The organism is Clostridium sp. YIM B02555 (genome assembly GCF_022320955.1).
GTDB classification, from domain to species: domain Bacteria; phylum Bacillota; class Clostridia; order Clostridiales; family Clostridiaceae; genus Clostridium; species Clostridium saccharoperbutylacetonicum.
Window position 1 is genome coordinate 199767 of the sequence record NZ_JAKJJY010000005.1, and the last position, 26580, is coordinate 226346.

The 26580-nt window shown below is 29.1% G+C and carries 25 protein-coding genes; 8 read left to right on the top strand and 17 right to left on the bottom strand.

Annotation, left to right across the window (positions count from 1 at the left end; all coding sequences use genetic code 11):
• Positions 1-39: 39 nt before the first annotated feature.
• Positions 40-897, bottom strand: a complete 858-nt coding sequence (locus L3B98_RS10025) for a PepSY domain-containing protein (protein ID WP_238916507.1) — start codon at positions 895-897, stop codon at positions 40-42.
• Positions 898-1105: 208 nt separating this feature from the next.
• On the opposite strand from L3B98_RS10025, the gene L3B98_RS10030 reads away from it, so the two are divergent.
• Positions 1106-1465, top strand: coding sequence for a NifB/NifX family molybdenum-iron cluster-binding protein (locus tag L3B98_RS10030; protein ID WP_015394543.1), 360 nt, complete (start codon positions 1106-1108; stop codon positions 1463-1465).
• Between the two features lie 328 nt (positions 1466-1793).
• On the opposite strand, the gene L3B98_RS10035 is transcribed toward L3B98_RS10030, so the two are convergent.
• From L3B98_RS10035 to L3B98_RS10045, 3 genes are all read right to left on the bottom strand, one after another.
• The gene (locus L3B98_RS10035) at positions 1794-2237 is read right to left on the bottom strand and encodes a DUF134 domain-containing protein (RefSeq protein WP_238916508.1); all 444 of its coding nucleotides are present in this window, start codon (positions 2235-2237) and stop codon (positions 1794-1796) included.
• A 489-nt stretch (positions 2238-2726) separates the two neighbouring features.
• Complete coding sequence (locus tag L3B98_RS10040; protein WP_238916509.1) at positions 2727-3587, bottom strand: 4Fe-4S binding protein; 861 nt, start codon at positions 3585-3587, stop codon at positions 2727-2729.
• Between the two features lie 181 nt (positions 3588-3768).
• Entirely contained in the window at positions 3769-4644 is an 876-nt protein-coding gene (locus tag L3B98_RS10045) for a LysR family transcriptional regulator (protein ID WP_238916510.1), read from the bottom strand.
• A 127-nt stretch (positions 4645-4771) separates the two neighbouring features.
• Here L3B98_RS10045 and L3B98_RS10050 point away from each other — a divergent pair, with 127 nt between their 5' ends.
• Positions 4772-5770, top strand: a complete 999-nt coding sequence (locus L3B98_RS10050; RefSeq protein ID WP_238916511.1) for a YeiH family protein — start codon at positions 4772-4774, stop codon at positions 5768-5770.
• Between the two features lie 168 nt (positions 5771-5938).
• Here L3B98_RS10050 and L3B98_RS10055 read toward each other — a convergent pair whose 3' ends face one another.
• Together L3B98_RS10055 and L3B98_RS10060 are read right to left on the bottom strand one after the other, a co-directional pair.
• Complete coding sequence (locus L3B98_RS10055; protein ID WP_238916512.1) at positions 5939-6526, bottom strand: cupin domain-containing protein; 588 nt, start codon at positions 6524-6526, stop codon at positions 5939-5941.
• 144 nt (positions 6527-6670) lie between these two features.
• Positions 6671-7300 (bottom strand): L,D-transpeptidase family protein, encoded by a 630-nt coding sequence (locus tag L3B98_RS10060; RefSeq protein WP_238916513.1) that lies wholly within the window; start codon positions 7298-7300, stop codon positions 6671-6673.
• Between the two features lie 325 nt (positions 7301-7625).
• Here L3B98_RS10060 and L3B98_RS10065 point away from each other — a divergent pair, with 325 nt between their 5' ends.
• Complete coding sequence (locus L3B98_RS10065) at positions 7626-8522, top strand: cation diffusion facilitator family transporter (protein WP_015394550.1); 897 nt, start codon at positions 7626-7628, stop codon at positions 8520-8522.
• Positions 8523-8959: 437 nt separating this feature from the next.
• Positions 8960-9532 carry a methyltransferase domain-containing protein gene (locus L3B98_RS10070; protein WP_238916514.1) on the top strand — a complete coding sequence of 191 codons (573 nt, stop codon included), beginning with the start codon at positions 8960-8962 and terminating at the stop codon, positions 9530-9532.
• 157 nt (positions 9533-9689) lie between these two features.
• On the opposite strand, the gene ndk is transcribed toward L3B98_RS10070, so the two are convergent.
• Positions 9690-10103 carry a nucleoside-diphosphate kinase gene (gene ndk / locus L3B98_RS10075; protein WP_015394552.1) on the bottom strand — a complete coding sequence of 138 codons (414 nt, stop codon included), beginning with the start codon at positions 10101-10103 and terminating at the stop codon, positions 9690-9692.
• A 293-nt stretch (positions 10104-10396) separates the two neighbouring features.
• On the opposite strand from ndk, the gene L3B98_RS10080 reads away from it, so the two are divergent.
• Entirely contained in the window at positions 10397-10669 is a 273-nt protein-coding gene (locus L3B98_RS10080; RefSeq protein ID WP_238916515.1) for an acylphosphatase, read from the top strand.
• A 79-nt stretch (positions 10670-10748) separates the two neighbouring features.
• Here the strand turns inward: L3B98_RS10080 and L3B98_RS10085 are convergent, their stop codons facing one another.
• Positions 10749-11480: a phosphatase gene (locus tag L3B98_RS10085; RefSeq protein WP_077365511.1), complete on the bottom strand. Its 732-nt coding sequence runs from the start codon at positions 11478-11480 to the stop codon at positions 10749-10751.
• A 299-nt stretch (positions 11481-11779) separates the two neighbouring features.
• Between L3B98_RS10085 and L3B98_RS10090 the strand changes: the two genes are divergently transcribed.
• Positions 11780-12568, top strand: a complete 789-nt coding sequence (locus tag L3B98_RS10090; RefSeq protein WP_238916516.1) for an HAD family hydrolase — start codon at positions 11780-11782, stop codon at positions 12566-12568.
• 55 nt (positions 12569-12623) lie between these two features.
• Here the strand turns inward: L3B98_RS10090 and L3B98_RS10095 are convergent, their stop codons facing one another.
• Positions 12624-14696 (bottom strand): bifunctional glycosyltransferase/class I SAM-dependent methyltransferase, encoded by a 2073-nt coding sequence (locus tag L3B98_RS10095; protein ID WP_238916517.1) that lies wholly within the window; start codon positions 14694-14696, stop codon positions 12624-12626.
• Between the two features lie 177 nt (positions 14697-14873).
• Between L3B98_RS10095 and L3B98_RS10100 the strand changes: the two genes are divergently transcribed.
• Entirely contained in the window at positions 14874-15854 is a 981-nt protein-coding gene (locus L3B98_RS10100; protein ID WP_238916587.1) for a glycosyltransferase, read from the top strand.
• A 49-nt stretch (positions 15855-15903) separates the two neighbouring features.
• Here L3B98_RS10100 and L3B98_RS10105 read toward each other — a convergent pair whose 3' ends face one another.
• A complete protein-coding gene (locus L3B98_RS10105) occupies positions 15904-16950 on the bottom strand; it encodes a DNA polymerase IV (protein WP_077365519.1) in 1047 nt (348 codons plus the stop codon).
• A gap of 160 nt (positions 16951-17110) precedes the next feature.
• Here L3B98_RS10105 and L3B98_RS10110 point away from each other — a divergent pair, with 160 nt between their 5' ends.
• Positions 17111-17542 (top strand): hypothetical protein, encoded by a 432-nt coding sequence (locus tag L3B98_RS10110; RefSeq protein ID WP_015394559.1) that lies wholly within the window; start codon positions 17111-17113, stop codon positions 17540-17542.
• Between the two features lie 80 nt (positions 17543-17622).
• Here the strand turns inward: L3B98_RS10110 and L3B98_RS10115 are convergent, their stop codons facing one another.
• The 7 genes from L3B98_RS10115 to L3B98_RS10145 all read right to left on the bottom strand — a co-directional run bounded on the left by L3B98_RS10115 (position 17623) and on the right by L3B98_RS10145 (position 26533).
• A complete protein-coding gene (locus L3B98_RS10115) occupies positions 17623-19356 on the bottom strand; it encodes a flagellinolysin (protein ID WP_077365521.1) in 1734 nt (577 codons plus the stop codon).
• A 93-nt stretch (positions 19357-19449) separates the two neighbouring features.
• Complete coding sequence (locus L3B98_RS10120) at positions 19450-22074, bottom strand: cation-translocating P-type ATPase (protein WP_238916518.1); 2625 nt, start codon at positions 22072-22074, stop codon at positions 19450-19452.
• A gap of 264 nt (positions 22075-22338) precedes the next feature.
• Positions 22339-23985 (bottom strand): putative manganese-dependent inorganic diphosphatase, encoded by a 1647-nt coding sequence (locus L3B98_RS10125; protein ID WP_238916519.1) that lies wholly within the window; start codon positions 23983-23985, stop codon positions 22339-22341.
• A 236-nt stretch (positions 23986-24221) separates the two neighbouring features.
• On the bottom strand, positions 24222-24989 hold the full coding sequence (locus L3B98_RS10130) for a flagellar hook-basal body complex protein (protein WP_238916520.1): 768 nt from the start codon (positions 24987-24989) through the stop codon (positions 24222-24224).
• Positions 24990-25015: 26 nt separating this feature from the next.
• Positions 25016-25786, bottom strand: coding sequence for a flagellar hook-basal body complex protein (locus L3B98_RS10135; RefSeq protein ID WP_238916521.1), 771 nt, complete (start codon positions 25784-25786; stop codon positions 25016-25018).
• A gap of 1 nt (position 25787) precedes the next feature.
• The gene (locus tag L3B98_RS10140; protein ID WP_198046256.1) at positions 25788-25961 is read right to left on the bottom strand and encodes a hypothetical protein; all 174 of its coding nucleotides are present in this window, start codon (positions 25959-25961) and stop codon (positions 25788-25790) included.
• Positions 25962-25981: 20 nt separating this feature from the next.
• A complete protein-coding gene (locus L3B98_RS10145; protein WP_238916522.1) occupies positions 25982-26533 on the bottom strand; it encodes a hypothetical protein in 552 nt (183 codons plus the stop codon).
• Positions 26534-26580: the final 47 nt, after the last annotated feature.

Here is a 26580-nt window from a genome sequence, read left to right on the forward strand (position 1 = left end):
AAAGAGGATAATCCTTCAGTTGATTATCCTCTTTTTTATCTAATTTGTTACTACTTCCTCTTCTGCTCCATCCTTTAATATATTTAATATAGTCCCATTTTCAGCACTAACAAAAATTTTCCAAGAAATATATGAGCCTTTATCATTTTTGCCATCAGTAGTAAAAACATAACAAACCTCATATATTTGATTTTCCTTCTTGTCCATCCTGTTATTTGCATAAACTAACTCAACGTTATTTCGAGCTTCTCCAGAATTATTATATTTTTCAAAAGTTTCTAATGCTATCTTCTTAGCTTTTTCTTCACTGATATTTATTGTTGGCTCTTTACTTTCTTTCTGCATTGTAGAGTTTGAATATCCATCCAAGAAACCGTTTTCTTTATCTATGTTTACTTTTATTTCATCAAAATAAAACGCATATCCATTTTTCTGTTTAGTATACACAAATGAATAATAGGGTAATGTACTTTCATCCATGTTATCATTAATTGATTTTAATATCACTTCTCCATCATAAATTTTTTTTATATAAGAGTCTGCCAAAATTGTTGCATCTTTTAAACTAATCTTAGTTGTATTTACTGGAATTTCTTTTTTAGTAAATCCTATAACATTATTGTTTTTATCTAGATCTATACCGTAATTTTGAGTAACTATGCTTTTACTAACCATTTTTTTATCATTATTTAATACTCTACCTCTTTCATACTTTATAGATTCTAAACTAAACTCATTACTAATTGCATTTATTGAATACAATTTAGATATAAATTCCTTAGATGCTTTAACATCTTTAGAGCCTGGTCCAATAAAATTATATAGTATTATACCAACTATAACGAGAAGACTTAATATAATAAGCAAGACTATAATACTAGCTTTTTTTAACTTCATTAATGACCTCCTTCTGGAAATTTAATTTATTTTTCTTTCATATTATATCACATTTTTTTCTTTAAAGCTTAAATTTTCTTATAAACAATAGTGATATTTCAAATATTATTGACATCTTTTATTTACAAGTTTATTATAATACATAAAGGGCATATGCCAATAATTTTCTTACATATGCTATTTTAATTTAATATTGGAGGTTTATTTTATGAAAATTGCATTACCATCACGTAATAATAATATTGATGATCATTTTGGACATTGTGAGTACTTCACTGTTTTAACTATTGATCAACAAAATAAACAAATAACCGCTTCTGAAACTGTTCAATCACCAGCTGGCTGTGGTTGTAAATCAAATATAGCATCAACTCTTGCCGAAATAGGTGTTAAGGTTATGCTTGCTGGTAATATGGGTGAAGGTGCTGTAAGAGTATTAAACAATGCTGGAATTGACGTAGTACGTGGATGCTCTGGAGAGATTAACACAGTTGCCCTAAATTGGCTTAAAGGCTCTCTTGTAGATTCTGGCGATTCATGTGATCATCATGATTGTCATCATGAATAAATAAAAAAATCGCAGGCGACTGTGGAGCCGGAGATTTTTAATATTAAGTTTCGTATTGTGCTTCGCACTCTTTTTATAGGTGCGCATCTGCCTTTTCGAACGTATGTGAGAAAAATGTGCACCTTAGAAAGGCAGCTATGCTGCATATAAGAACATTTTATACAGGCGAATATGATTTGTTTTTTATTCTTTTCTTATACACAACTCATTTAAATAGCCTTTTTCAGATATCATCCACAGATTTTACTGCATTATTAATTCCTAAGAATAAAAAAAGATTGACTGGAAATATGTGAACTTTCCGGTTAATCTTTTTTAAATTTAATTACTATATTTTATTTCCTCTGCACCAGTTTTTGCAAAATCCTGCTTTTTTACTACACATGACTTTATCAGAACCACAACTAGGGCAAACAGCTCTATCTGAATCATAATTTATCTCATAAATTGTTTCACATTCTGCACATTTAAATTTACAAAGCTTTGTAGTATAATGACCACCACTTATTCTTATTGCTTTTCCTTCTGTTAATGCTGTGGCTACTTTTTTTCTTGCGCTATCAATTATATTCTGAAAAGTCTGCCTAGACACCTGCATTTTTTCAGCACATTCTTCTTGATTTAACTCTTCAATATCTTTTAATCTCATTGCTTCAAGTTCTTCTACTTTTAAAAGTATATCTTCTATTTCACATTTTGGTTTTCCACAGGGCACAAAATAATCGTCTTCTGGAAAAAACTCAACTGTTCTAAATTTTGTTGGTCTTGCCATTTTTTATCCTCCTTGGCTTACTATACATTCAAAATGATATATCTCCTAAATCTATCGTCACTATTTATATATTTAATTATACTCGATTTAATAAAATGCTTCAAATTTGCATATACAGCAACCAAACCACAGTATTACTAACAAAATGTAATTCTAAAGCCTCTGCTTATTCTAATTATAAATTTCACCTAAGCTCCATTTATTTTATTTGACTTTATCAAGTGAAACTTGATTCAGGTGGGGTTTGATCCCCATCTGAATCTTAGTTGAACTTATCCAGGAGCGTGCAGACATTATATCCCACTTAAAGAAGTGGGAGTGTTAAGGATGCTAGCTATCGGATAAATTCATATATCATTTCTGCTGTATCACTACTAAGCTCAACACAAGGATGTTTTTAAGCAATACATAATAATTTATCTTAAATATAACAAAAGTGAGAATACTCTATATAAAGTTTCCCACAATAAAAATAATTAATCTAATTATTTAGTCAAGCTTTCTTAATACCTCAGATATAAACTTTCCCTTCCCAACTCTATCCATAACTCCTGAAATTCGCTCACCTTTATTTCCTATTTCTCTGTAATGTTCCATTATTTTATCAATAACAAACACTATTTCTTCTTCTTTAAAAATCCTTCCAAGTGAATCTCCAATTCTCATTCCTCTTCCAAATCTTCCACCAACAAATATATCTGCACCTTTTTCTTTAGCAATAGCTCCATTAGTTTTGCATACTCTTACACATTCACCACAGCTTACACACAATTCCTCATTATAAATTATTTTTTTGTCTACTACTTCTAACGCTTTTTGTCTACAACCTTGTATACAAAGTCCACAACCTATACATTTATCTAAGTTAAATTCTGGTATTGTTTTTCCCATTACTCCAATATCATTTATATTTGCTTTTGCACAGTTATTAGCACATCCAACAATACCCATTTTACATTTATGAGGCGTATCTGTTCCAAAATACTTACTTTCCAATTGTCTACAAATTTCTTGAGTATCAATATTTCCATGAAGACAAACAGTCCCTTTACAGGCCACTAGAGGTCTTATTTTTTGACCTGTACCACCATGGTGCAAACCTATTTTTTTTGCTTTTTCAATCACTTTTTCTACATCTTCATCTTTAATCCAAGGAATTTCTATTTGAAGTCTTGTTGTAAGTCCACAATATCCCCTTCCATATTTTTCTGCAAGCTTATTAATATTGTTTAGTTCTACAACTGTAAAGTTACCTGCTTTACTTAAAAATCTCACTGCAAAATGCTCTTTATCATTTTGTAATAAAAATCCTAATGATTTCATTTCTTTTTGTCTCTTTGCATTAACCATAAAAAATATACATCTCCCTTAAACTTATCATCTTTTAAATAAAAGACACTTAAAAATATTTATTGATCTCAAGTTTTCTATTTTCCTTCATGCTCTTAATATTATATTTTGATAATTTTAAGTATAATTTATATTTATTCATAAGTGAAATAAGTATTTATTATGCAATCATAAATATAGCTTATTGAAACTCTTTTAATATTTCCAGATACAATTCTTCAAAAGTACTATTTTTTCTCCATATAAAATAAAACTTATGATTTTTTTGTAAATCAGAAACTTCAACTTTTTGTAGAGATCCATTTTCAAGTTCTTCTTTGACTGCTGCCTCATATAAAGCTGTAATTCCGTGATTATTTTTAACTAAATATTTTATTGAATTTATATTTCCTATTTCTATAACTTTACTAAAATCATTTATAGTTAAGTTTTGTTCTTCTAAGTTCTTCTCAAAAATATCTCTTGTACCAGAGCCCTTTTCTCTTACAATCAAGGTTTCTCCTAATAAATCTTCTAATACTTGTGGCTGTTTTTTTAATTTGTAATTCTTACCTGTTACACAAATATAGTTTTCCTTTGAATAAACAACATAGTCATACTCACTCTTAATAAAATATCCTTCAACTAATGCAAAATCAATTTCTCCATGTTCTAATCTATATAGAAGCTCCTTAGTATTTTCTACAATCATAGTAATTTTCATATTCTTATTTTTGTTTAAATAAGAATTAAGTTTAGCTGACAATATAAATTCCCCAATTGTAAGGGTTGCACCAAATTTAATACTTGTAATTCCTAGTTGTTCCTCTTTAATTTTCCCCTTAAGATATTCTTCATCATGCTTCATAGTAATACTGGTTTGATATAATAATTTTCCTGCTTTTGTTAGCCTTATTTTTTTCCCTTCATATTCAAATAACTTTGAGTTATATACTGTTTCTAAATATTTAATGTGCTGTGATACAGCCGGCTGCGTAATACATAGTATTTCCGCGGCTTTAGTAAAATTCATATATTCACATACAGTTAAAAAAGTATTTATTCTAAAATCTAACATATCTCCACCTCTTCAAATTAATCATAACATATTTTTATCATTATATAAAAACAAATAATTTTATCTTATTATATTGCTATGCTACTATTAAGCCATAAAAGAAAAAATTAAGAAAAGAGGAATAGTTATGAACTTCATAAAAAGAAATTATCAAGGCCTATTACTTTGCCTTATAATGGGTATTTTTGCAACATTACTAGGAGAGAATTTTTCAATCATAGGTGGTCCTGTGTTTGCAATTTTACTAGGCTTAATAATTGCACTTTTTCCGCGTAAAGACTATTTTCAAAGCGGAATATCCTTCACCTCAAAAAAAATCCTTCAATATGCAATTGTTTTACTTGGTTTTGGTATGAACCTTTTTGATATTTTTAAAGTTGGTAGTCAATCATTATTAATAATAATATCAACAATCTCAACTTCACTTATTATTTCATATTTAATAAGCAAAGTTATAAAAATCCCTTCAAATGTTTCTATTTTAGTAGGAGTTGGCTCCTCCATATGTGGGGGATCGGCAATTGCTGCAACTGCACCAGTAATTGATGCTAGTGATGAAGATATTGCCAAATCAATTTCTGTTATCTTCTTATTTAATGTAATTGCAGCCTTTTTATTTCCATTCCTAGGCAATTTATTAGGCTTTAATGATATAGGCTTTGGTATGTGGGCTGGAACTGCCATAAATGATACCTCTTCAGTGGTGGCTGCTGGACAAACCTGGGCAGGTTCTCATGGAAATGACATTGCCCTTAATTATGCTACTATAGTCAAACTTACACGAACTCTTGCTATAATTCCGATCACATTAGCTTTAGCTTTATATCGTTCTAAGAAAAATGCATCCACTACTGTTAATTTTTCAAAAATATTTCCATGGTTTATTTTATTTTTCCTATTAGCAGCTATTATAAGTACAATTTTCAATCTTAATCCTTACACTACAAAATCTTTATCTGATCTTGGTAAAATTTTCATTACAATGGCTATGGGTGCAATAGGTTTAAATACTAATATAATAAAATTAATAAAAACAAGTGAAAAACCAATTATTATTGGACTTTGCTGCTGGATCTGCATAGCCTTTGTCAGTCTTCTTATGCAGCATTTACTACATATTTGGTAAGAATCTATTGTAAAGTTAGCTTCTTTATATAATACTTATAAGCAAACAGCTCTTTATAGTAATTCTATCCAACCATAAAGACCTATACATAATAAAGGATGAATAATTTAAGCTAAATTCATTCACCCTTTATTATTAATAATTCATTATTATATTATTATAATTATCTTATTCAGTAGGTTTAGTTGCCTGAACTACTCCATGCGGATGATGAGGCGGTGCATATATAGAGTATACCTTAAGAGGCTTATTCCCTGTATTGATAATATTGTGCCAAGTACCGGCAGGTATCATAATTGCAAAGTCATCACGAGCATTTGCTTGAAACTCTAAGTTATCTTTACTATTTCCCATTTTAACAACTGCTTGCCCCTCTTCTATACGTATGAACTGATCAGTATCTGGGTGAATTTCTAGGCCTATATCATCACCTACATTGATACTCATCAACGTAACTTGATAATGTTCTCCTGTCCATAAAGCAATACGAAAATTGTTATTTTGCTTGGTAACTTTATCGATGTTAACTACTACTGGCTGTGGTCCATAATCTTGCAATTTGATTTGATTGGTTGCCATTTCTGAAGTGGAGTAATCAGCTCTTGAATCATTTTCTATTTCATCAAAAAGCGTACTACATGGGACATATCTAAAATTAAAACTCGGATATGTCCAATCATTATTGTATATATTGTCTGAATTATAACTTGAAGTTTCAGGCGAGTAATCCGCTGAATACATTTTATTATTATACATGCTTTTCTTCCTTTTTAGTATTTCAAATTATACTATGTTTGAGTTTTCTCAAAGGTTCTATATTAAAGTAGCAAGAAGCATAACTAAACTTTTTTCCATTGACTCCAATTAAATTCAAATCAATCTCCATTTATCTTAAGTTAATTAATCTACCAAAGTAATCCCAAGCTTTTCATAGAATTCTTTATTAATGTCATGGCCTTCCTTAAGATTGTTGTCCTTTCTAAATTTCATCACATATTTTTTCATTTCCTCTCCATATATCCCATCCAGATTTCCTGGGTAATAACCCTTTTCTTTCATTTTTCTTTGCACTTCTAAAACATCAGCACCTCTATCTCCTGGTCTTAAAAGTACTAATCCTTTTTCAAAAGGGCCATATGGGCCAGCATATATACATATTATCATCCCTGGATTTATATACGCATATAATTCTTCTATATCTTCATTTCTCATTCTAATACAACCATGTGAAGCCTCTCCTCCAATTGATCCTGGTTTATTGGTACCATGAATTCCATATATCCCCCAAGGAACATTTATTCCAATCCATCTTGTTCCAAATCCACCACTCCATTTTCCCATACTAACAACTTTCCAAGTTCCAACTGGCGATGGTGTTTCTGCTTTGCCACTGGCTATAATATATTTTTTTAATATTATATTTTTTTCAGAATCTATTAAATAGAGCCTTTCTTCACTAATATCAACTAATATTGATAAATTGCTCTTAGAATAATTTTTTGATTTTGCTTCAACAGTATATCTCAACATATTAAATATAAAAACAAATGTAAGAAATAAAATAAAATTTTTTATTAGAGTTCTTCCTTTCAATTATTGCACCTCATTTCATTTAACTTATCTTTAGTATTTTTATATTTAGATATTTTTTATACATTTATGTCTACATATTAAATATTCTTTATCATTTTCAAATAATACTATGTGATTCTCCTGAAACTATAATAGGTATTATTATCAATTGATAATACACATCATCATTCACCTATTGACTTATAATGCATATAGATATATTATATTATTAATTCGTTTTATCAAATGATAAAACTTATGTTAAATTATGGAGGATTTTAAAATGAATGCAAAAACTAAAGTTGCAAGATTATCTCTATTGTCAAATAGCACACTGATAATCTTAAAACTAATTGTTGGACTTGCTACTGGATCAGTAAGTATAATTTCTGAAGCGATACATTCAACTATGGATTTATTGGCTGCCATTATAGCTTTTTTTTCTGTAAAAATATCTGATAAACCAGCTGATGATGTACATCCTTATGGACACGGTAAAATAGAAAATGTTTCTGGTGTGATAGAGGCTCTTCTTATTCTTGTTGCTTCCATTTGGATAATAATTGAAGCAGTAAGCAAATTACTAGAACCCGGTGAAGTAGAATCCATTGGTCTTGGTTTTATGGTTATGTTTATTTCTTCAGCTATAAATTTTGTAGTTTCTAAAAAACTATACGCAGTTGCAAAACAAGAGGACTCTATTGCTCTTGAAGCTGATGCCCTACATTTAAAGGCTGATGTTTATACATCCTTAGGTGTTGGAATTGGTTTATTTCTTATATGGATAACTAAATTGAATTTTTTAGATCCAATTGTAGCTATTTTGGTTGCCGTATTTATATTAAAAGAAGCTGTTGAATTATTAATCTCTGCATTCAACCCACTTTTAGATGTTAAATTATCTAATGATGAAATTAATATAATTAAGAACAATATAAATAAATACTCAACTATTTATTGCAACTATCATGACTTTAAAACTAGAAAATCTGGGAGAGTTAGATATATTGAACTACATTTAGTTTTTCCTGAAAACATGAAAATAAAGGATGCTCATGATGTATGTGATGAAATTGAAAATGATATAAAAAAATCACTTGATCACTCTGAGATTATGATTCATTTAGAGTCTCCAGAAAATAGTCGTAATTGTGATCAATGCAAAAATATACACCTATAAAAAGAGCAGCTATGCTGCAATACGGATCATTTTTTTTAAAAAAGCAGCTATGCTGCAATAAAGATCATTTTTTTTAAAAAAGCAGCTATGCTATGCTACAATGAAGATCATTTTTTTAAAAGAGCAGCTATGCTGCAATTAGGATTAATTTTGAAATTATCCAATAAAGCTATGGAATAATTCCATAGCTTTATTGGATAATTTATTTACTTAAATCTAATCACAAAATGCTATAAAGAGCCTTTATTAAAGCATTCTAAGCAAAAAATTTTTCTTTAAAATGTTCAAATACTTTATTGTTAAAACTTTTCTGTGATAAAATCACATTTATTTTTTCTTCCATGTGTATTAATATATAATATAATTGTAATTAAGCGCTTATAATGCTTAAATTTTATATATTATTAATAAATAATTTCAGGAGGTGCCTTTAAAAAATGACACATAAATTTGACGTAAAAAATAAACATAAACTTGATAATGAAAAGAGAAGAGAACTTTTACCACCAAAACAAACACTTATTAATCTTCATTTGCAAGAAGAAGAAATAATGGCTGATATAGGTTGTGGAATTGGATATTTTACTATTCCAGCATCAGAAATTGTTGGAGTAAAAGGTAAAATATTTGCAATGGACATATCAACTGAAATGCTTGAAGAGGTTAAAATTAGAATTAGTGATAATCATATTTCAAATACAGAACCAGTTTTAACAAAAGAAAATGATTTAATACTAGAATCTAACAAAGTTACTTTTGCTTTTATCAGTCTTGTATTACATGAAGCTGATGATATAAAGAACTTTTTAAAGGAAGTAAAAAGAATTATAACTCCTAATGGAAAAATTGCTATTGTTGAATGGGAAAAGGTCTCAAGTGAATTCGGACCACATATTAATCACAGACTAGATAGAATGTACTTAATGAAGCTTCTAGATGAACTTGGATTTTCAACAATAGAATCTATAGATATTGGCGAGAATTTTTATGGCATTGTAGCACAAAAATAATTTTTAGTTATTATCTTTTCCATATTCAATAGCTAGTTGTACTCTAAATACAGTCAGGTTCACCCGTAGCTGGCAGTATTGCGAATACAATAAGACGCTGCCGCAATTTAATACGACAGCGCCATTTATAATCATTAAATTAGATTTTATTTTTTATTTAATTTTCAACTTCTGGAAACCATAATGCAATCTCTTCTTTTGCACTTTCTACAGTATCTGAAGCATGAACACAATTTTCCGTCTTACTTCTAGCATATCTATGTCTTATTGACCCTTCCTCAGCATCAGTTGGACTAGTTGCTCCATTAATTTTTCTTATCCTAGCTACTGCATCTTCTCCTTTAAGAATTACTGCACATAATGGACTTCTTGTAATAAATGTTATAAGTTCCTCATAAAAATCCTTGCCTTTATGTTGAGAGTAATGCTTTTCAGCTATTTCTCTTGTAGCTCTCATAAGCTTAAGTTCAACTATTTTTAATCCATTAGCTTCATAACAACTTAAAATATTTCCAATTATATTTCTTTCTACTCCATCAGGTTTAATTAATACTACACTTCTTTCAATCATCTTAAAGCCTCCATATCATGTAAATTCTTTGTTATTCTTACCCTTTATATGTATATTATACTAAAAATTCTGAAAATTTAAAACACTTTTATAGTTTTATTTTGTAAGTATTACATTATGTACCCTATATGATATAATCTTTATAAACAATATTCAATTGTCAATCTTCAATTATCATTAGTGATTAATTGTAAATTTTTAATTTACTTTTGAGTAATTTGAAAAACAAAAAGAAAGGAGCAGGTTACTAAATTCTATATAAGTTTTTATAGTTTAGTAACTGGGATGAACATATGATCAGATATTTAATTATTGTAAACGGAAGAGTTCAAGGTGTTGGTTTCAGATATTTTCTTCAACTTACCGCCAGCAAATTAAATCTAAGTGGTTGGTGCAAAAATCTTATGAATGGCGATGTAGAAATTGAAGTACAAGGCTTAGAAAAGAATGTTTTTTCCTTTGTTTCTGAAATAAAAAAGGGAAATGGCTTTGCAAGAGTTGATGATATTGATGTAAAAGATATTTCAGTAGTAGAAGACGAAAAGAAATTTTCTGTAAAATACTAATTTAAAGGTTCAATAATCAATTGTCAATGATCAAGTGTCATTGATCATTGATTATTGATGACAATTTGTCATTGACAATTTAGAGTTCAACGTCCTGTAATTTTCCTTTTTTCTTTAATCTAGCTAGTAATTGATTTGGATCTTTATTTATTATAAGTTCCTCTGGAAAATCTATTGATTCCAACATATTAACAGCTTCTGAAAATTCCCCTATTAATGTACAAAAATGTGCATCACTATTCATTATTAGTGTAGCTTCATGTTTTTTACATAACTTTGCTATTTCTGTACAATTTCCTAAACTTCCTATTCTTGATGTAGTAAAGGAACTGTTATTAATTTCAATTAAAACCTCATTTTCCTTTGCACATTTAATCACTTTTTCAAAATCTACTGGCACTCCTGGATTTCCAAGATGACCAATTATATCAACTTTTCCACTCTTTATTACATTTATAAAAGCTCTTGTATTTTCTTCAACACTTCCAACTTTATAAACTTCATCGTGTATGCTTGCAATTACAATATCTAATTTTTCTAAGGTATAGTCTTCCATATCTAGCTTTCCATCATAATCAATAATATTAGCTTCTGTCCCATAAAGCATAGTCACACCATACATTTCTCTTGGTAATACCTTATAATTGTGGAAATACCAAATATGTGGAGAATGTGGCATAGAAACACCATGTTCTGTAGTTCCAAGAACCTTTAAGCCTTTTTCCGATGCAGCCTTTGCATTTTCTATTAATGTTGAATATGCATGCCCACTTGCAATAGTATGCGTATGTACATCTAATGCATATTTCATATAAATCACCTCTTCTTATTTCACTGAAAAATTATCGCATAATAATTCTTCATTACTATGTTATCATATTTAAATTATTAATGAAACTCAAACAATCCCTTGAAATCTTTTACTATAAAATAAAATTTTCATAACTTTATTGGATAAATAATCTATATTAGGTCTAATTACGATTATACATCTCAATTCAAGAAATCCTAAAGGGCTTTCGCTATTAATTGAACATTGATAATTGCAATCACTATATGCTATCATTAGAAAGGTTAAATTTTAAGAATAAAGCATTGGAAGGAGTTCTTATGATAAAATTAATTGCAACAGATATGGATGGAACATTGTTAGATGAAAATGGTGTTTTACCTATTGAATTTACAGAAATTTTAGATCGTTTAGCAGCAAAGAACATAAAATTAGTCGTAGCTAGCGGAAGGCCTTATTATACTTTACAAGCCAACTTTGACCCTATTGGAGAAAATTTATCTTATATATGTGAAAATGGTGCTTTAGTCGTTGAAAATGGTAAAATAATATATGAAAGTTCTATTGACAGAAATCTTGTTCATGAGGTCATCGAATGTGCTAAAGGGATAGTTGGTAATGCAGTTATCTTATGTGCAGCTAACTGTGCTTATGTTGAAAAGAATTGTTCTGAAGGTCATTTAAATGAAATAAAAAAATATTATAAAATTATTAATCCTGTAGATGACTTAAAAAATGTTGATGACGATATAGTTAAAATTACCATATGCAATTTAGAAAATTCCTTAGAAAATCTTAATAATGTTTTCAAACCTAAATTTGGAGATATATTAAATGTGGTTGGTTCTGGTGAGGTTTGGATTGATATCTCCAATACAGGTGCAAATAAAGGTGTTGCTTTAAGAAAGCTAATGAATACAGAAAATATTACAAAAGAAGAAACCATGGTATTTGGTGATTATTATAATGACATAGAAATGCTAGCTGAAGCTGAATATAGTTTTGTTATGGAAAATGCTCCAGAAGATATGAAACAATATGGTAAGTACATAGCTGCAAGTAATATAGAACATGGAGTTCTAAAAGCTATTATTGAGTATGCTCTTTAGACAGCAATGATCAATTGTCAGTAGCCATTTATAATTGACAATTGATCTTTCATACTTATTGATTTATCTGTTCATTAATAAAATCTTCTAATTCATCTGTATCATTATTACTTGCATACAATGAATTTAGATAATCTAATGCTTGAATATATTCATGTCTTGTTGTTAATAACGCACTCAAGTTGTAAATAATATCCAGATCTCTTGGTTCTAATACATTTGCTTTTTCTAAAAGAGGAAGCACATGCTCCTCTAGATTATTATTAAGACATGCAATTGCAATTTTACTTAATATTTTCCCTTGATGTTTAACCTTATTTTCAATCCTCTTAATAATATAACTGCTTGTTATATTTTCAGATTTTATTAATTTTATTAATTCTGACACCATACCATCGTTTTCTAAATTTTTATCTAATTCCTTAATTATAATATTAATATCATTTTTTAGATTTTCCGCTCTCTCTTTTTCATCGTTTGTTATATCTATATTTTGAGCCTTAATATAATACTCAAAATTAATTAATTCTTCTTGAATATTTTCATAATTTGATAATGCACTTATTTTGTTAATAAATTCATTGTCTTCAATAGTTTCAGGCATATTTGCAATTGACGTTATAAAAATATTATTATAGTTTGCTTTTTTTAGCATTGCTAATATATCTTTATAAGTAAAAAATTTCAAACACTCCGCATCTAAAAATCCTTCATTTTCATAATACCAATTTCCATTAATCAAATCTTTTAATATCGTAAAATTCATTACATTAGGTACACTTATTAAAACCTTCCCCTTATATTTTAAATATTTTTTTATATTTTCTAATGTTTTAATTGGATATTTTAAATAATTTAAAACATCGGCAAGAATAATATAATCAAAAAAGTTCTCTTTATAATTTAACTTAGAATTCTCTATATCTCCAATAGTAATATTGGCAAATGTCTTTGCGATCTCTGCAGTATCTTTATCTAATTCAACCCCATAAATATTTGCATTGGGATATAAATTTTTAATTTCCAGTAAAGTCGCTCCACAAGCACAACCAATCTCGAGAATATTAAAGGTTGAATTATTTAGTTCATCTATTAGCTCTAATATATCATTTCTTCTTCTAAAAGATTTTTCTGGATCAATTCTCCATTTATCTTGAAATTTTTTATTATTAACATTTAATATATCACTATAACGCTGAATATCTCTTTTAAAACTTTTACCACCATAATGATATATGAAACTATCTTTACAGAGTATGTTTTTATATCCTAACTTAACAATTCTCAGACTTATATCATTATCTTCATAATTTCCTGGTGTAAATATTTCATCCAATAACCCAACTTCATTTAATACTGTTCTTTTGAATAATAATGCGAATCCTATTAATGTTAACCTATATTCATATTTATTATCATTTGGAATATTATTTTTTAATGAATAATTATGATATTGAGATATACTTTCAAATTTCTCTTGTATAGTTTGATATGGAGCTTCATTACTTACTGAACTAACTGATCCAACACTTTCATTGGAATACAATCCCATTCTCAATGTAAAAATTGAATTTGGCATTATTAAAGTATCATTATTCAAAAGAAAAACATCATTATCTTTATTAGCAATACTTATTCCTTGATTACACCCTGCTGGAAAACCGTTGTTTTCGCTATTTAGTATATATTTAATATCTTTTTGAGCTTTTAGCCATTCCCTTGTATCATCAATAGAATTATTATCTATTACAATAATTTCATAATTATTTAATGTATTATATTTTCTAATACTTTCTATACATTGTATTGTATATTTCAAGTTATTAAAGGTAAGTATTATTATAGAAAAGTTATTAATTGATATTGCTTTAGATTCCTTTAATTTATTTATTTCAAAAATAATATTATCTTTTTCTTCAATATTTTTAGAATATTGTAATGCATTTTCAAAACACAAATATGCACAGTTATAATTTTTCTTATAATTATATACTAATCCCATATAATAATATAAATCACTATCAAAAAGGTTTATGCTAAGTCCTTCTCTTATTAGCTGAATTGCAGAATCATATGAAAAATCATTAATGTGAGCTAATATTGTACTTTTTAGTTGTTCAAATCTCATAATCTCCTCCTATTTTAGTATTTATTCTACACATAATTTTACCTTAGATAAATCATAAATGCATGAACAATTTACATATTATTAAAATTTAATTTCCTAATATATTAACATAAAGTATTAACTTTTTATAATTTCCTTTATAATATATATATACTATAAAGAGGGACAGTGAAAAAAATGATAAAAGTATCAATAATTGTACCTGTACATAACAGCGAAATATATTTACATAAATGTTTGGATTCTCTTGTAAATCAATCTTTAGAAGAGATTGAAATAATATTAATTAATGATAATTCTATAGATGAAAGCATTAATATACTTCAAGAATATAAAAATCGTTATCCAAATAAGATAATTTTAATAGATTTAAAGGAAAGACAAGGTCCTGGTGGTGCTAGAAATGAAGGCCTTAATATTGCTAGCGGCCAATACATAGGCTTTGTAGATAGTGATGATTATGTTGAAATCGAAATGTTTGAAGAACTATATAATTTAGCAATATCAGGAGATTACGATATGGTAGATTGTTGTTTTGAAAATAAAAGAGTTGAAAAATTCGCTTTATCAACTACTGAAAATACCTGGGGAAAACTAAATATAGAAAAAAGACGACAGCTTATTGCTTATCCAGGATTTTTATGGAGTAAAATTATCAAAAGAAACATATTAATTGACAACCATATAAGATTTAGAGAAAAGGTCACTTATGAAGATATGGATTTTTTACCTGTTGTTATGCTGTATTTAAAGAGCGTTTATGCAACTGATCTTCTTTTGTATTACTATGAAAACAATCTACATTCAATTACAAATAGCTATGAAAAAGATATTCAAATAAAGGATAAAATGGCAGCTTTAAAAGCTTTAGTTGAAAAGTTTAATGAATTAAATGCTTATGAAGATTATAAAGAAGAAATTACTTTTCAAGTATACAATACATACATGCATATGGTTAAATTCTGTACATTCTATCTAGATGACAATGAGGTAAATTACTCTATTTATAAGGAACTTCAAGAATTTTTCTTTAAATTAGTAAACCACGACTATAAAAATAACAAATATATTGCTAAATTGGACAAGAAGAATAGAATGTATGCAGACCTTAACAATATTGATTATAGAATAATTTTAGATACTTACCACGAACAATAAGTAATGATCAAAAATCAATTTTCAAACGACAATTGATTTTTGATCATTGTTAAATTAAGCTTATCTGCTCCATTTCTGTTTCTTTAAATGAGGATATACTTATTCCAATTAATCTTACCTCTTCATTTAACTCTTCATCTTCTAGCAATTCTTTGGCAACATTAAAAATCTCACTATTATTTCCAATATAATAATTTAAGGTCTTGCTTCGTGTATGGTTTTCGAAATTCTTTGTTTTAAATTTTAATGTTATGGTCTTTCCAACAACATTCTTTCTTCTCAAGATCTCTTCAATTTCAAAAGAAAATTCTTTTAAATACTCAGCTAATTCTTCTTTATTTCTTGTATCAAATTTTAGTGTAGTTTCTTTACCAACAGACTTTCTTTCGTGAAGAGTTTCAACTTTTCTATTATCAATGCCTCGAATTCTATTATATATATCAATTCCATTTTTTCCAAAGCAATCTATATAAAAATTTTTTGGCATATTGTATAAATCTTTTACATAATATATTCCTATGTTATTTAGCTTAGCTGCTGACACCTTACCTAAACCATGAATTTTAGAGATAGGAAGAGGAAAAAGGATATCTGGAAGCATTTCTTTATTTATTTCCTTTATCCCATTTGGTTTATTCCAATCAGATGCAAGTTTTGCTAAAAATTTATTATAAGATATGCCAATAGATAAGGTCAATCCAACTTCTCTAAACACCTTATTCTTAATATATCTTGCTGCTTCCATTCCATCATTAAACTTTCCTTGTGATATATCTAGAAATCCTTCATCAATAGAAACCTGTTCCACTAAAGGAGTCACTTCATTAAATATTTTAAATATCTCTTGAGAAACTTTAGTATATCTGCCATACCTCCCAGGTACAAATATTCCATTTGGACATTTTTCTTTAGCCATAAAGATTGGCATCGCTGAATGAACCCCAAATTTTCTTGCTTCATACGAACAAGTAGATACCACTCCTCTTTCACTTGCACCACCAACAATAACAGGCTTTCCACGAAGTGCTGGATTATCTAGTTGCTCAACTGATGCAAAAAAAGCATCCATATCAATATGTAATATTTTATTTTCCATTAATCTCACCCCATTATTGATACATTATTATAGCATAATTTTTATGTAATGTAATGCCCTATTATTTACTTTCCTGTACTTTAAACATATGGTATAATAATTAAGTATTTTAAGTAACATAGCTTTGTTAGCTATATTTTTATGTAAAGGAGTAATTTTTATGGGTCTTAAAGAAAAACTGAGCAATAAGTTCGGTAACTATTTTCAAAATGCTTATATAGAAAAGTATGGTGACAGAATTACAAGTATTTCTGGAACTGTTTTATCTGTAAAGTTAATTGAAAAGAGTTACATTATCTTCAATAGATTAATGGTTGAACTGGTTATTAAACCTGAAGTTGGTACAAAAATCGTTAAATGCTGGTATAAGAAAAATAGATGGTTTAAAAAACCCGAATTCATCCCTGTTAAGCAAGGTAATAAAGTTATAGTAATGGGTGTTACAGGTGATAAGGAAAGCAAGAAAGAAAATTCACAAGAAGTTCAAATTATGAATTTATTAAATCTTACAACTAAAAAAGATTTAATTCCAATTGACCACAGTCAACTAAAAAAATCGCGTCAACAAGCTTCAAATATGATGAGAAGATAGATTTAAGTTTATCAAAACTTAAAAAGCTGGAAAATTTAAATATTAATTTTCCAGCTTTTATTGATTTTATTCTCCATTGGTTATCCTTGTAGTAGTCCAAGGATTTTGTTTGGCTGCTGATTTGCTTGTGCCAGCATAGTCTGTGCAGCTTGAGTTAATATATTATCCTTAGTGTAAGACATCATTTCCTTAGCAATATCAGCATCCCTTATTCTACTTTCTGCTGCTGTAAGATTTTCAGATGTATTATCTGTAGCTGTAATAGTATGCTCCAATCTATTTTGCGTTGCTCCTAATGTAGCCCTTTGAGTCGATACATTATTAATAGCAGTATCAATTATAGCTAATGCATCAACAGCACCACTTCTTGATGAAATATCCATATTATCTATTCCCAAAGAACCACAAGTAACATTTCCACCTGTCACTGATATTATATCTCCAATATTACCACCAACTTGTATATCCATTCCTTTTCCAGTTATAGGTGTTCCCCATTCTATTGAATAGTTTCCAATTGTAGAAGTTCCCGTTGGCGTCGTTGTATTTAATGCACCTGCTTCTGGTACTATATCTGATGCATCTAACGGAGCTCCTCCACTTGCATCAGAACCTGTTAAAGAACCTGTATCTGCATCAGTTAAATCTATTTTAGCTAAACTCAGCAAATCACTTGTACTGTTAATATCTGATGACAGTTTCGATAAAAATGCACTTGCAGTAGCTGGCGCTGATGATGGATTTGCAGATGCAGCTTTTGCTGCAGTCAAAGCTTGATCAAATGTATAACTTGTATTATTTTTTAACTGATTTAATATATTTTTAATACCATCATTACCTGCTCCAGTTTCATATAATTTATTCATATATCTTGTTGCAATATATGCTGCAGCATATTTATCATTATTACTTGCCCAGCCACTACTTAAAGTGCTTGTAAGTCCTGAAACTGTATTAAGACCATTACTTAAAATACCTTCTACTCTGTCATCACCACCGTGAACACATTCTGCTACGCCTTCTATAAACCAAGTAGGCTGATTCCACATATCAGTTGTTGCTGCCATGGTTGCATGAGTTAATTCATGAGCGATAACTCTGTCTATATAAATATTTCCTGTTTTTCCATCCTTATCACTAGTTAAATCCAAACCCTTTATAAAAGCAGTACTAACATGCAATTCTAAATTTGGATTAGCAATGTTATTACTATATTGTACAAATGCTGCAAGATTAGATGCCATATTATTATCCATTACAACTTTCATTCCTGTTCCTGATGGTACGTCAAGTCCTGTTGCATTTTTGACTAAATTTTGAGCACTGCTTATCCACCAAGTATTCAAGCCTTGTAATGCTTGATTCTGCTCCTGAGTACTAGCTCCCGCACTACTTAAACTACCATCTAATACATAGTTCCCATTAAATGTAGTATTCTTTGCTATTCTATCAATATCTTTCTTAATTTCTTGTAGTTCTTGATTTGCCATTTCTCTATCTTTATCTTGATAAGTACCATTTGCACACTGTGTTGCCAAGGTCTTACATCTTTGTAGCATGCTATGAACTTCACTCATTGCACCTTCTGTAGTTTGAATTAATGAAATTCCATCTTGAGAATTTACACTTCCCTGTTCCAATCCCCTAATCTGAGATCGCATTTTTTCAGATATTGCAAGACCAGCAGAATCATCTCCTGCTCTGTTTATCCTATATCCAGAACTTAATTTTTCGGCCGTTTTACTTTGATTACGTACATTTGTTCCTAACTTGCGTTGTGCATTCATTGCACTTAAATTATGTGTTATAACCATAATTTCTCCTCCTTGAGTTTTTACCTTCATTTATCTTTCGTATAAGAAATTAATTTCTTAATAGTAAAATAATACACTTTGTCTTAATATCTATTATTTGGATTTAATTAGTAAATACACGCTATTTATAAATGCAATTATTCCTGAAAAGAAAATTACAATAAGCCATTGATTTAGCGTTAATGCTACAGTATGAAATATATTTTGTAAAAATGGTACATATAGTACTGAACACATTAGTAATACTGATATTAACACTGCACCTACTAAATATGGATTTGTCAATAATTTTATTTGGAAAATGGAATGTCTTTCAGATCTGCACTCAAATACGTGTATAAGCTGGGACATTACTAAAGTGCACAAAGCTAACGTCCTACATTCCTCTAAATTCATCCTATAAAATCTTCCAACCATAAATGATAACAAGGTACACAATCCTATAAGTGATCCTCTAACTAATATTTTCTCTACTAATCCCCTAGCAAAAATGCTTTCTTTCTTTTCTCTTGGAGGTTGTCTCATTATATCCTGTTCTGGTGGATCAACTCCAAGTGCTATTGCTGGAAGACCATCTGTAGCTAAATTTACAAGTAATATTTGAATTGGGCTTAATGGATTAGGTAAATAAAAAATAGTTGCTAGAAACATAGTTAATACTTCACCAAGATTACAAGATAATAAATATCTGATAAATTTTCTTATGTTATCATATATTATTCTTCCTTCTTCTACAGCTGCTACAATAGTAGAAAAGTTATCGTCCATTAGAATCATTGAAGATGCCTCTTTTGTAACATCTGTCCCAGAAATCCCCATTGCAACCCCTATATCAGATTCCTTAATTGCAGGTGCATCATTTACACCATCACCTGTCATAGCAACAATATTACCTTTTCTCTTAAATGCTCGTACAATTCTTAACTTATGGTTAGGAGATACTCTTGCAAATACTCTTATTTTTTTAATCGTTCCTTCTAATTCTAAGTCACTTATTTCTTCGATCTCTTCTCCTGTCATTACTTGGTCTGATGTATTGCATATATTCAAAGCTTTTGCTATAGCAAGCGCTGTATTTTTATGGTCTCCTGTAATCATAACCGGTTTTATTCCTGCAAGTTTACACTTTAGCACTGCATCTGCTGCTTCTTGTCTAGGTGGATCTATACTTCCTGCAACACCTAAAAAAATCAGATTTTGCTCTAATCTCTCTCCTCTTGTTAAATGTTCTTCTTTATAAGCAGCAGCAATACATCTTAAGGCTCTGGAAGACATTGCAGTAATAAATTCCATTACTTGCTTTTTCTTTTGATATGTGAAAGGTTTAAGCTTACCACTTTCCAAAATCAAATCACATTTATCAATCAACCTTTCAGGAGCTCCTTTTACATAACAAGTTTCCTTTCCTTCCTCTTTTACTATTACAGACATCATCTTTCTTGTTGAATCAAAGGGAATATCATATACTCTGTTGGCTCTATTTATAAAGCGTTCTAATTCTTTAGAATCGCTAAAAAATACATTAACCAACGCTGTTTCTGTTGGATCTCCATGCATAACTTCACACATTTTATTTTTAGTAAAGTCATAATTGCAATCATTACAATATACTAGTGCCTTCATAAACTTTGTATAGTCATTTAATTTTTCTTTTTCAAGTTCATGAATTCTTCCATTTAAATAAACTTCTTTTACAGTCATCTTATTTTGAGTCAAGGTTCCTGTTTTGTCAGAACATATTACAGATGTACAACCCAAGGTCTCTACTGCTGGAAGTTTTCTAATAAGTGCATTTTTCTTAAGCATTCTGGATACTCCAAGAGCAAGAGATACTGTGACAATAGCAGCTAATCCTTCTGGTATTGCCGCTACTGCTAAACTTACACCAAGTAAAAACATTTCTGTAATATCATTACCTCTTATTATCCCCATTATAGTTACAATAGCACAAATAATAATGCAGATAACAACAAGAATTTTACCTAAGGAATCTAATTTCTTATTTAATGGAGATTTTTCTTCCTCAATATTTTGAATCAAATCCGCTATTTTTCCCATTTCAGTATCCATTCCTATGCAGTCAACCTTAAATAAGCCTCTTCCTTTAACTACTGTTGTTCCCATAAATCCTTCATTATTAAGACCATTTTCTTTTTTGCTTTTTCCTAATTTATTGCTACCATCTTTCCCTTCTTCTGCTTTCTTTGAACTAATTTTATATTTTCCACATTCTTTATTCACTCCAACTGATTCACCAGTTAATAGTGATTCATCTACAACGATTCCTGAACTCTCAATAAAAAAGCCATCAGCTGGTATTCTATCACCAGCCTCTAAAATAACTACATCACCTATAGTTAAATATATTGAGTTAATAATTTTTATACTTGAATCTCTTAAAACTTTGCAAGTTGGTGCAGCTAACTCTTTTAAAGCTTCTAATGATTTCTCTGTTCTAAATTCTTGAACAAATCCTAATATTGCATTAATTACTACTATTATAAGTATAGTAACAGCATCTGCTTTATCTCCTATTATTCCCGAAATTATTGTTGCTGCAATTAATACCCAAACAATAAAATCATTAAATTGCGATAATAATATTTTTATAGCAGATATCTTCTTTTGATGCTTCAATTCATTAAGTCCAAAGTTCTTAATTCTCTTTTCCGCTTCCTTAGTACTAAGACCCGAAGTCAACTCTTTTTCCTGTATCACAACTTTTTCCTCCTAAATAGAAATATATTACTATATATATTTCACTTTAGAAAAGTTATGCACTTATAGATATAATTCTATCACCAATAAATATTATTCTATCCTATTTAAATGTAATTCCATGACCTTAAAATACTTTTATATCACCTCTAAAAAAATACTTTCCCATCACAATTGACTATTAAAAATAAAATACAAAAAAGCAGTGTTTTTAAATTATCCCCGATAATTTAAAAACACTGCCGAAACACTTAACTGAATTAACTATTTCATTGAATTAATCACATTTGTAAGTGGTGGTATTACTTGTTTCTTTCTTGATAATACTCCTGGTAAGAAGGCCATTGAATCTACTAATTCAACCTTAAAAGTCTTTTCAATGAAATCAGGTCTATCTCCTGCAACTAATACCTGTGAGCCTTCAGTTAATATATCTGTTAATAATAAAGCAACTACAGCATAACCTTTATTATCTGCTTCACTTTTCATGAAACTTAACATTTCATCTTTTAATGGCATAAAGCCTTCAATATCCATTGTATTAACTTGAGCTACACCTACTTTATAATCTCCCATAGTGAAAGGCTTAAAGTCTTGGTTAAAAATTTGAGATACAGTTTTTCCTTTTAAAGAAGTACCTGCCTTAAACATTTCCTTAGCGAAATCTTCAATACTTGAGATACCAGCTATTTCAGCTAGCTTCTTACAAACTATTTTGTCTTGTTCTGTGCAAGTTGGACTCTTAAATAATAGAGTATCTGAAATAATAGCTCCACATAATAATCCAGCAACTTCCTTTGATGGTGTTAAATCAAGTTCAAAATAACTTTTTGCAACTATAGTAGATGAACTTCCTAATGGTTCATTTCTAAAGAAAATAGGATTACTTGTTTGAATATCTGCAACTCTGTGGTGGTCTATAATCTCAATAACTTCTGCTTCTTCTAGCCCATCAACAGATTGGCCTCTTTCGTTATGATCTACTTGAATTACCTTTTTCTTGTGATTAGAAATCAAATGATATCTTGAAACAGTTCCTATAACTTTACCATCTTCATCAACTACTGGATAGCTGTTAAATCTAGTTTCAGCCATAATATCTCTAATATCTTCAACTAAATCATCCTTTGAGAATGAAATTAAATCTTTAGTAGCCATAACATAACTTACAGGTATACTTTGAATTAATAATCTTGATGCTGTAAATGAATCATGAGGGGTACTAATAATAGTAACTCCATTTTCCTTAGCTTTAGATAATAAATTTTCTGCAAGTTTATGAGAGCCCGTTATAATAATCAATGATGTCTTTATATCTATTAATGCCTCTTGCACGTCAGGTCTGTCCCCTACAATTGCAATATCACCTTCATCAACGATTTCCTTTAAGCTTTCTGGCTGCATTGCTGTAACAGCAATTTTTCCTTTGAATACTTTGCATTCTTCATTTATGTATATACTGTTAGCAGAAAGTGTATCTAAAATGCTTTCAATTGATGTTTTACTTTTTGCTAATATATCATTATCTCCTATGTCCATATATGATGATGTTAAATTTGAAATAGAAAGAACTCCTATTAAATGTCCTTTAGCATCAGTTACTGGCAATGACTTTATATGATTATCTCTCATAATATTCCAAGCCATTCTTAAAGAATAATCACCTTTGATTGCTTCAATGGTATCAAAATTTAAATCTTCTACTTTAAGCTTAACTGTTTCTAATAATTTTGGAGCTTTAACTCCAAAATAATCTAAGATAAATTGTGTTTCTCTATTTACATTTCCAAGTCTTACTGGTACAGCAGGAAGATCGCTAGTTCTATTTTTAAATTCTGCATAACCATATGCAGCACAAATGGAATCTGAATCGGGATTTTTGTGTCCAGTTACATAAACTACGTTTTCCAAAATAATTCCTCCTATGTCTTTTAATAAAAAATAATACATATTTATTTTACTTTTAAAATTAATTTGTGTAAAGTCTAAATTTACATGTTGAGGAAGTTGAGAAAAATAAAAAAATGACAAGCTCTAGATGATAAGTTACAAACTAAAATACATACAGTTTTATAGATAACCTTTTTATCAAAACCAATATTTTACTTAACTAATAACTTATCAAATTTTACTTGCCACTAAACTAATTATCTCATACTATTAATCATTCCCCACATATCATCTGCAGAGGTTATTGCCTTTGAACTTAGTTGAAAAGCTCTAGTTGTTAATACCATATCTGAAAAAGCTTCAGCTGTATCAACATTCGATGCTTCTAAATAGCCTTGTTCAATATTATAATCATTACTTAAAGTTACTTGTGCATCTGATGCAGGAACAAAATGATTATTTCCAACAGGTATAAAACTTTTATCTCCTATAGATGTAAATACCGGTATATTCCCTATTACTGTCTCCTGCCCATCAACCTTCATTGATATTTCACCATTTTGAGCTATAGAAATATTTTGACTATCTAATGCTGGATTACCTTCTGAGGCTCCATTAGTATATTCCACATACACTTTTGTTCCACTTGTATCAACCAAAACTCCATTCGAATCTACTTTAAAATTACCATCTCTAGTATATGCAACAGTTCCATCTGATTGAGTAAGACCAAAATAACCTTTTCCATCAATAGCTAAGTCAGTCTTTCCACCAGTTGTAATAAGATTTCCCTGCTTATTACTTGCATAATTTGTACCTAACCTAACTCCTGTTCCAGTCACTGCTTTTTCATTGACTAAAGGGGTTCCCTTTCTGTTCAATGTATCAGTTACTAAATCCTTAAAATTTACATCTGTTCTCTTATAACCTGTTGTCTCATTGTTAACCAAGTCATTTGAAATATAATCAATTTTTTCTTGATATGCTGTTAACCCACTTTTTCCGGTTGCGAAAATATTAAACATAATTTTTTACTCCTTTATACCTATTTCTATACACGTCCTAATTCAGTTGCAGCTTTTTGAATTGTTTCGTCCTGCATTTTTACAAACTTTTGATTTGTTTCAAATTGTCTCTTTATTTCCATAAGCTTTACCATTTCTGTTGAAGGATCAACGTTTGAACCTTCAAGGAAATTCTGTCTTATATTAACTTTAGCATCATAAACTGGATTCTCTGTTGTACTATAATTATCACCAATAGGTTCTAAATTTTTATAACTTTGAAAATCAGCAGTTAATAATTTATGTGTCTGCCCAATTCCATCTATGTTAATATTATTTTCTGCATCTAAAGAAAATTTATTATTTCCAATATAAATAGGTTCCCTTGCCCCTGTTGCAAGATTAGTACCTAGAACTTGAGATCCATCATTAGTAATCAAATATCCTTGATTGCTAATTTTAAAATTTCCATCTCTCGTATACACTTCTTGATTTCCATTTTGAGCTACAAAAAAGCCTCTTCCATCTATGGCAAAATCAGTTGAACTATCTGTAGCTTTAAGAGTCCCTTGTGTAAATACAGTTTCTACATCATTAACTTTTACTCCTAAGCTTAATTTTCCAATATCATTTCTAACATATTTATCTCCATCAAGCTTTTGTCTATTTGATATCATAACATCATCGAAACTACTTTTTGTCAAATCACGCTTTTTATATCCTGTGTTATTTATATTAGCAATATTATTTGTAGTTACTTCCTGATCATTTTGAAGTGCTATTAATCCTGAAACAGAAGTATACAATCCTCTTATCAATTTAATCCTCTCCTTTTAACAAAGATTTACTCTCATTTGGGTAAATCATACCTAATCCTCTAGCTTTTTGTTCAATTTGACTATCTGACATGCTCGAAGTATAATCATATCCCCACATGAATATTACCCCAATAACAAGTCCTATTCCTATCCCTAATAAAATTTTTTTATCCATGAGTTTCAAGATAATGCTTTTTATTTTTTGAATAAACCTTTTACTAATAACACTTCCCCCTTGCTCACAGATAATTCATGACATATTTGTTCTTCAGTTAATCCCTCTTCCAAAAGTTTTTTAATCTTATGAGTCTTATTGCTGTCAGTTTCTTTTGAAAATTTAATTTCAGATATTACATCTTCACCAACCTTAAGCAATGAGTTTTCATTTATATCAGCACTTTCTTCAGAAGCTTCACTATTTTCTATTAATAAATCAGATTTTATAACATCATTATTTTCTAATTCTTCTTTATTTTCGTATAACTTTTCGTTTTTCTTAAGTATATTTATCTCACTTTTCATTTCTAAAATTTCTTCTTGCAACTCAGTGAGGCTTTCAGCTATATCTCTTCGCAAAATTCCAATTTCTATTTTATAATCTTCCAATTCTTCTTTATTATTGGAAAGTACACGTTCAAAAGGAATATCTAAACCTTCATCTGTATTTTTTGCCTTTTCTTCAATTTTAATAGCTCTATAATTGTATATTATCAAACCTATTCCGATTGCTAATAATATTAATGGCATAAAACACCTCAAATATCAATGATCAATGATCAATGATCAATTGTAAA